Origin of the sequence: Nocardiopsis sp. MG754419 (assembly GCF_018207095.1) — a bacterium.
Taxonomy (GTDB): Bacteria; Actinomycetota; Actinomycetes; order Streptosporangiales; family Streptosporangiaceae; genus Nocardiopsis.
The window spans coordinates 1-208 of sequence record NZ_QOCZ01000470.1 but is presented as its reverse complement, the minus strand read 5'-3'; the positions used below and the strand labels follow the sequence as shown (position 1 = coordinate 208).

The 208-nt window shown below is 64.9% G+C and carries 1 protein-coding gene; it reads right to left on the bottom strand.

The features are described from left to right. A partial coding sequence (locus tag DSY14_RS29725; RefSeq protein WP_211719663.1) for a hypothetical protein occupies nt 1-208 on the bottom strand: 208 nt, incomplete at both ends.

Genomic DNA, 208 nt, shown 5'->3' with positions numbered 1-208 from the left:
GGCGGTGACCGCCAGGACAGTGTTCTGGTGGTCCAGGGTGTAGTGGAACCGCTCGTCGCCGTCCCAGGCCACCATCGAGATCAGCTCACCATTGGCATCACGCACATAGCTGGTGCGCTCGCCGTCGGAGGCGATGTTGGTGACACCCAGGGCGGTGTTGGACAACTGGCGGTCGATGCGCTCACCGTCGAGGACGTCGGTGATGCCG